This window comes from Micromonospora sp. M51 (assembly GCF_018070305.1).
In the GTDB taxonomy this organism is placed as follows: domain Bacteria; phylum Actinomycetota; class Actinomycetes; order Mycobacteriales; family Micromonosporaceae; genus Micromonospora; species Micromonospora parva.
In genome coordinates this window covers 1-7016 of the sequence record NZ_JAGPXZ010000294.1, presented here as the reverse complement: position 1 = coordinate 7016, position 7016 = coordinate 1, and the positions used below count along the sequence as shown (strand labels likewise).

The 7016-nt window shown below is 69.3% G+C and carries 5 protein-coding genes; 2 read left to right on the top strand and 3 right to left on the bottom strand.

Features of this window, described 5'->3' with window-relative positions; genetic code table 11:
* Together KBX53_RS17120 and KBX53_RS17115 are read right to left on the bottom strand one after the other, a co-directional pair.
* The coding region (locus KBX53_RS17120; protein ID WP_210860317.1) for an RICIN domain-containing protein at nt 1-461 on the bottom strand (461 nt) is incomplete at its 3' end.
* A gap of 65 nt (nt 462-526) precedes the next feature.
* Nucleotides 527-3319, bottom strand: a complete 2793-nt coding sequence (locus KBX53_RS17115) for a glycoside hydrolase N-terminal domain-containing protein (RefSeq protein ID WP_210860315.1) — start codon at nt 3317-3319, stop codon at nt 527-529.
* 392 nt (nt 3320-3711) lie between these two features.
* On the opposite strand from KBX53_RS17115, the gene KBX53_RS17110 reads away from it, so the two are divergent.
* Entirely contained in the window at nt 3712-4383 is a 672-nt protein-coding gene (locus tag KBX53_RS17110) for a FadR/GntR family transcriptional regulator (RefSeq protein WP_030333654.1), read from the top strand.
* Between the two features lie 143 nt (nt 4384-4526).
* On the opposite strand, the gene KBX53_RS17105 is transcribed toward KBX53_RS17110, so the two are convergent.
* On the bottom strand, nt 4527-5258 hold the full coding sequence (locus KBX53_RS17105) for a FadR/GntR family transcriptional regulator (RefSeq protein WP_210860313.1): 732 nt from the start codon (nt 5256-5258) through the stop codon (nt 4527-4529).
* Nucleotides 5259-5396: 138 nt separating this feature from the next.
* Here KBX53_RS17105 and KBX53_RS17100 point away from each other — a divergent pair.
* A partial coding sequence (locus KBX53_RS17100; protein ID WP_210860311.1) for an ABC transporter substrate-binding protein occupies nt 5397-7016 on the top strand: 1620 nt, incomplete at its 3' end.

Genomic DNA, 7016 nt, shown 5'->3' with positions numbered 1-7016 from the left:
CAGAGGATGACGGCGGTGTTGTTGGCGGTGCCGCCGCCGTTGGCGTCGAGGCAGGTGCCGGTGGCCTGGTTGCGCAGGGTTCTCGCGGTGGTGTCGTAGGTCCATCGTTGGTTGGTGGCGGTGCCGCAGGTGGTGATGGTCGCTGCGGCACCGTTGGTGGTGCTGGCGGCGGCGAGGCACTTGCCACGGTTGCGGATGGTGTTGTCGGCCTGTCGGGTCCAGATCTGGTTGGTGGCGGCGGTGCAGTCCCAGAGGATGAGGGCGGTGCCGTCGGCGGTGGCACCGCCGGGCACGTCGACGCAGCGCCCACTGGCCACCCCCGTGATCGTGGCGTTCCCCGGGGCGGCGGCGGCCGGTGCCGCCGGTGGGGTGAGCTGGACCAGGCAGGTGGCGAGCACTGCCAGAGCGGCCAGGGCGGCACCGCTCGCGCGCGCGGGATGGCGGCGCAGGGTACGGGTCATGGTGGTGTCCTCTCCGGGAACGGGCAGGGAGGGGCGGTGCGGGTGGGTGGCGGCTGGGCCCGGCGCTACATCAGCCACTGCTGGTTGGTGGCGGTGGTGCAGGGCCAGAGGATGACGGCGGTGTTGTTGGCGGTGCCGCCGCCGTTGGCGTCGAGGCAGGTGCCGGTGGCCTGGTTGCGCAGCGTTCTCGCGGTGGTGTCGTACGTCCATCGTAGGCTGGTGGCGGTGCCGCAGGTGGTGATGGTGGCTGCGGCACCGTTGGTGGTGCTGGCGGCGGCGAGGCACTTGCCACGGTTGCGGATGGTGTTGTCGGCCTCGCGGGTCCAGACCTGGTTGGCCGCTCCGGAGCAGTCCCACAGGATGAGTGCGGTCCCGTCGGCGGTGGCCGCACCCGGCACGTCGACGCAGCGTCCACTCGCCACACCGGCGATCGTGCCGGTCGCGGCCGTCGAGACGGCCTGGTAGCGGTGCCCGGCCACGGCTGTGAACGTCACCTGGCTGCCCGATCGGGTCACCGGCACGGTCTGGTTGGTGGTCAGGTCGACCAGCGACGCGGTGGCCAGCATCGGGTTACGAACCGTCAGGGTGCCGCCGCTGCCGGCGGTCAGCGTGATCCGCGTGGCCAGCCGGTTGCGCCACTCGGTGTCCACAGTGACGTTGCCGCGTGCCCGCAGACCGCTGGCCGAGCCGGTGGGCCAGGCCGCCGGCACGGCGGGCAGGACGTCAACGACGCCGTTCTGGCTCTGCAACAGCATCTCCGCCATTCCGGCGGTGGCCCCGAAGTTGCCGTCGATCTGGAACGGCGGGTGGGTGTCGAACAGGTTGGCGAGCGTGCTGCTCTTGAGCTGCTCGCTGAGCATCTTGTGGGCGTGGTCGCCGTCGAGCAGCCGAGCCCAGAAATTGATCTTCCAGGCCTTGCTCCAGCCGGTGCCACCGTCGCCGCGTGCGGTGAGGGACACCTTGGCGGCGTTGGCCAGGGCCGGGGTGGTCAGCGGTGAGATCTGCCGGCCCGGGTGCAGGGCGTACAGGTGCGAGACGTGCCGGTGGTCGTTCGTGGGGCTGTCCCAGTCCGCCTTCCACTCCTGCAACTGGCCCCAGGAACCGACCCGCAGGCCGGGGTCGAGTTTGCTCAGCGTGGTCTGCCACTGGGCGCGCAGGGTGGTGTCGACGCCGAGCGTGCTGCTCGCCTCGATGGTGTTGGTGAGCAGGTCCCAGACGATCTGCTCGCTCATCGCCGCGCCGGCCGAGAAATCACCCTGCTCGGGCGAGTAGCTGGGCGTCACGACCAGCTTGCCGTCGCGCGGGTCGACGCGCAGGTTGGCCCGCCAGAACTCGGCGGCCTCCTTCATCGCCGGGTACGCCTGATCGCGCAGGAACGTGGTGTCGCGGGTGAAGCGGTAGTGCTCGTAGAGGTGCTGGCACAACCACGCGGCAGCCTCCGGGAACCAGAAGGCGGTGGCCCAGTCCTGCACGCCGGTGAAGCCGTACGGGTTGGTGCTGAGGTGGGTGACCCAGCCGGTCGTGCCGTAGATGTTCTGCGCGGTGGCCCGGCCGGGTGCCCGCAGCGCGTCGATGAAGTCGAACAGTGGCGTGGCGGTCTCGGTGAGGTTCGTGGTCTCCGCCGGCCAGTAGTTCATCTGGACGTTGATGTTGGTGTGGTAGTCGGCCTGCCAGGGCGGGTTGTTGGAGTTGTTCCAGATGCCCTGGAGGTTGGCCGGCAGCGAGCCACCGCGCGACGACGCGATGAGCAGGTACCGGCCGAAGGAGAAGTACAGCGACTCCAGTGCCCGGTCCTGGGCCCGTCCGGCGGCGCCGGTGTACGCCGAGCGCAACTCGTCGGTCGGGATGTTCGGCATCTGCCCGCCCACGTTGAGCCGGACGCGGTCGAAGAGGTTCTTGTAGTCGGCGAGATGGGCCGCGCGCAGCGCCGCCCAGGTGGAGGCCGCCGCGCCGTCGACCGCCTGGGTGACCCGGGTGTGCGGGTCGGCGCCGCGGTAGGTGGGGTAGGTGTCGGCGTACGACGTCGCGGCGGACAGCACGATGAACGCCGAGTCGGCGCCGGTGACGGTGATCCGGTCGGTGCCGTCGGTCCGGGTGCCGCCGGTGGTCACCACCCGGTACTGGGTCTCGTGGATCAGCCCGTTGCCGGGCAGTGCGCCCCGGGTGGTGATCCGGCCGTTGGCCACCGTCACGGTGCTGCCGGAATGGGCCGAGACGGGACGCAGGACGAAGGAGACCTTCCCGGTCTGGCTGGCCGAGAGCCGGGAGGCGATCACGTTGCGCGGGTAGCTGGCGAAGTACTCCCGCTGGTAGGTCACCCCGCCGTGGGAGTACGCGACGCGGGCGGTGCCCTCGGCGAGGTCCAGCTCGCGTCGGTAGTCGCTCACGGTGGCCGGGGTGCCGGTCATGTCGAGGTACATGTCGGCGAGGTTCTGGTAGGAGCCGAACCCGGTCGCCGGTTGCCCGAGCGCGGTGGCGACCGCGCCGGGCGCCATCCGTCCGTCCCGGTCGATCTGGGCCTGCACGCCGGCCAGGGCTCCGGGCCGTGGTGACGTCCAGTTGCCGTGGTGGTATCCGGTGGCGCCGGGTCCACCCGTCCACAGGCTCTTCTCGTTGAGCTGAAGGCGTTCGGTCTGGACGCCCCCGAAGATCATGGCGCCGAGCGCGCCGTTGCCCACCGGCAGCGCGTTGCTCTCCCAGTTGGCGGCGGGTTCGTCGTACCAGAGCGCGAGGGCGGGGTCGCTGGCGGCGGCCGCGGCTGGAGCCGCGCTGACGGACACGGACGTCAGGCACGCGGCCACGAGAAGGGATGCGGCTGCGGCCCGCAGGACCGTCCGGAAACTGCCGGTCTCGAACATAGGGCCTCCTCTATGTGAGAGGAGTTAACATGGGATGTTTATTTTTGTCAATGGATCGGATTCGTCCACATGATGTGCTGACTTGCGGAGAGGCGGCGACCTTGACGGGCAGCCCGTCAGGTCATCTCGATCTGTTGCCGGATGGACGAACACCTGGTACACATCAGATGTCGGAGGTCGTAGACTCGGAAACACCCGATGTTTGCGGAAGGCGGCTGGTCCTGTGGGTTGACCTGACCGGCCCCGGGGCGGGGGCCGGCGTCACGGCTTTCGACTGGCCGATCTGCCTGCTCGCCGGCAGCTGCGGGCGGGGGCACCGCCGCGCGCGTCTGCCAGCTCAGGGTGTAATCCTCCCGGTCACGGCAACGGCTCACCCCTACCCGGAGGCAGCGATGGCGCTCACCGACGAGGCGATCGGCAAGATCAAGAACATGATCACCTCGGGCGAACTCGGCCCCGGCGATCGACTGCCCAAGGAGGCGGACCTGGCCCGCCGGCTCGGCCTGTCCCGCAACTCGCTACGGGAAGCGGTGAAGGCGCTGTCCATCATCCGCGTCCTGGACGTCCGCCAGGGCGACGGCACCTATGTCACCAGCCTCGCCCCACAGTTGCTGCTCGACATGCTCGGCTTCGTCGTGGATTTCCACCGCGACGACACCGTACTGGAGTTCCTGGAGGTCCGGCGGATCCTCGAGCCCGCCGCCACGGCGTTGGCAGCGCAACGGATGGGTGCCGAGGCGATCGCCAACCTTCAGGCCGTCCTCGACGACGTCGGCGACACCAGCGACGTCGAGACGCTGGTCGCCAACGACCTGGAATTCCACCGCCAGATCGCCGTCGGCGCCGGAAACGCCGTGCTGTGCTCGCTGCTCGACGGGCTCTCCGGCTCCACCACCCGGGCCCGCATCTGGCGTGGTGTCACCCAGGAGGGCGCCGTCACCCGAACCCGTGAGCAGCACCAGGCGATCGTCGACGCGATCACGGCCGGGCAGGCCGATCTGGCGCGCTCCTGGGCCACTGTGCACGTCGCCGGTGTCGAGGAGTGGCTCCGCCGGGCACTGTGACCGATCCCGCTCGGTGCCGCGGCGATCCCGGCGCTGCGGTGACGGTTCGTCGAACGTCTCAGGGCGGCGACGGTCTCCTGTGTACGAGACACAGGGGACGGTGCGCCGCCGCTGGACCGCGGATGGGCGGCGGGTGCCCGACGTCAGGCCCGCACGACGCGGGCGATGCTGGCCCGGATGGGCGCGTAGTGCTCGGCGATGGCAGCCTGCAGACGCGCCACGTCCCCGGCGGCTACCGCCTGCACGATCGCCCGGTGCCGCTGGGCGGTGATCAACCGGTCCTCCGGCTCGGTGCGCAGCGTCGGAGCGACGATGGCCTGCACCTGCCAGAACGCCTCGGTCAGCTGGAGGATCAGGTCGTTGCCGAGGGGTTCCAGCAGCTTCACGTGGAAGGCCCGGTCGACGTCGAGGAAGTCCATGCCCTGGGCGGCCAGGCTCTCCATCTCGTCGGCGAGCGCGGAGAGGGCGGCCTGGTGCTCGCTGTCGAGGACGGCGATGACCTGGGCCGCGAGCCCCTGTTCGAGGGTCTGCCGGACGTCGACGACCTGCCCCAGCACGTGATGGTCCTCCTCGCCGCTGAGCAGGCCGCGGAAGGTCAGGCCCTCCACGAGCGCGGCGAGGGACATGCGGCCGACGAAGGTGCCGTGCCCGTGCCGCACCTCGACGATGTCGAGGGCGGAGAGGATCTTGACGGCCTCGCGGACGCTTGAGCGGCTCGCGCCCACCGCCTCGCACAGCTCCGCCTCGGTGGGCAGGATGTCCCCCGGCTTGAGGCGGTTGCGCAGGATGTACTCCTTGATCTTGGTCCCCACCTCCTGCCGGCGGGGACCGGGGCGCTCCGCACCGCGTAGCGGGGATGCGTCAATGGTCGTCATCTGCCACTTGCCCTTCGTTCACGGATCTGACACGCTCACCCTATCGGCATCAGATGTCTGACGTCAGACCCCATTATCTTCGAATCCCTCAGCGCGAGCAGCACCGCGAGCGCATGAAGAGCCTATGGAGGCAGCTACGTGAGCACCACCATTGAGCCAAAGGAGAGTCGGCGCTGCCCCCCGCGCCGGCTCCGTTCGTTGGCAGTCGCGTCCACCGCGGCAACCCTCGCTCTCGGACTCGTCGCCTGCAGCGGCGGCCCGGCCTCGACCAACGCCGTCGAGGGAAGCGGGGGGAAGAAGTCCATCGAGACCACCCTCGCGTTCACCCTCTCTAGCGGGTTCGACCCGGGGAACGCCTCGTCGGCGGTGGCGACGGCGGTCAACCAGCACATCTTCGAGGGCCTGATCGATCTTGACCCGGTTACCCGGGAACCTTACCGCGCGCTCGCCAAGGAAGACCCGGTGGCCAGCGCCGACGGGCTCACCTACACGGTGGCGGTGCGCGACGGCGCCAAGTTCTCCGACGGCACCCCCGTCACCGCCGAGGACGTCGCCTGGTCCTTCACCCGCGTGCTGAAGCCGGCCGACCCCAAGGCCCCGCCGCTGATGCAGGGGTTCGTGTCGTTCATCGACTCGGTGACCGCCAAGGACGCGACGACGGCCGAGTTCAAGCTCAAGTACCCGTTCGCCCTGTTCGCCGAGCGGATCGCCGTCATCAAGGTGCTGCCGAAGGCGAAGACCGCCGACCCGGCCGCGTCGAAGGCGTTCGACACGGCGCCGATCGGTTCCGGCCCGTTCAAGCTGGACAGCGCGTCCAAGGAATCGGGCGTCAAGCTCAGCACGAACCCGAACTACAACGGCCCGCGTCCGGCCAAGGTCGAGACGATGACCTGGAACACCACCTCCGAGGCCTCCGCCCGGGTGTCGGACCTGCAGGGCGGTCGTGTCCAGGCCATCGAGTCGGTGCCGTACCTGAACGTCGACTCGCTCAAGGACAAGTACACCGTCGATGTGAAGCAGGCCTTCAACCAGGTCTTCCTCATGTTCAACTCGTCGGCGGCGCCGTTCAGCGACAAGCGGGTGCGCCAGGCGCTGCACTACGCGATCAACAAGGACGAGGTCATCAAGACCGCCCTCAACGGCTACGGCACCCCGGCGACGAGCTACCTGGACGAGGGCAACAAGGACTACCAGAAGGCCGCCACCGTCTACGACTACAACCTGGAGAAGGCCAAGAGCCTGCTTCAGGAGGCCGGTGTCACGAACCTGTCGTTCCAGCTCGACACCACCGACAACTCGGTAGTGAAGGACGTCGCGCCGCTGGTCATCGAGCAGTGGAAGAAGATCGGCGTCACCGCCAGCCTCAACACGGTGCCGTCCTCCGCCATCTACGGTGACATCGTCCCGAAGGACACCTTCCGGGTGCTGATGGCCACCGGTGACCCCAGCGTCTTCGGCGTCGACACCGACCTGCTGATGCGCTGGTTCTACTACGGCGAGACCTGGCCGGGGCAGCGTTACCGGTGGAGCGCCGCGGACCGCAAGGCCATGGCCGACCTGCTCGACAAGGCGGCGCAGACCTCCGACGAGGCAGCCCGCAAGGCGCTGTGGAAGCAGGCCCTGGACAAGGTGGCCGACGAGGCCCCGCTGTACCCGATCCTGCACACCAAGGTCGTCACCGCGTACGACCCGGCGAAGCTCTCCGACTTCTCGGGCGCGGCGACCACCGGTCTGTACTTCCTGGGCTCCAGCCGAAAG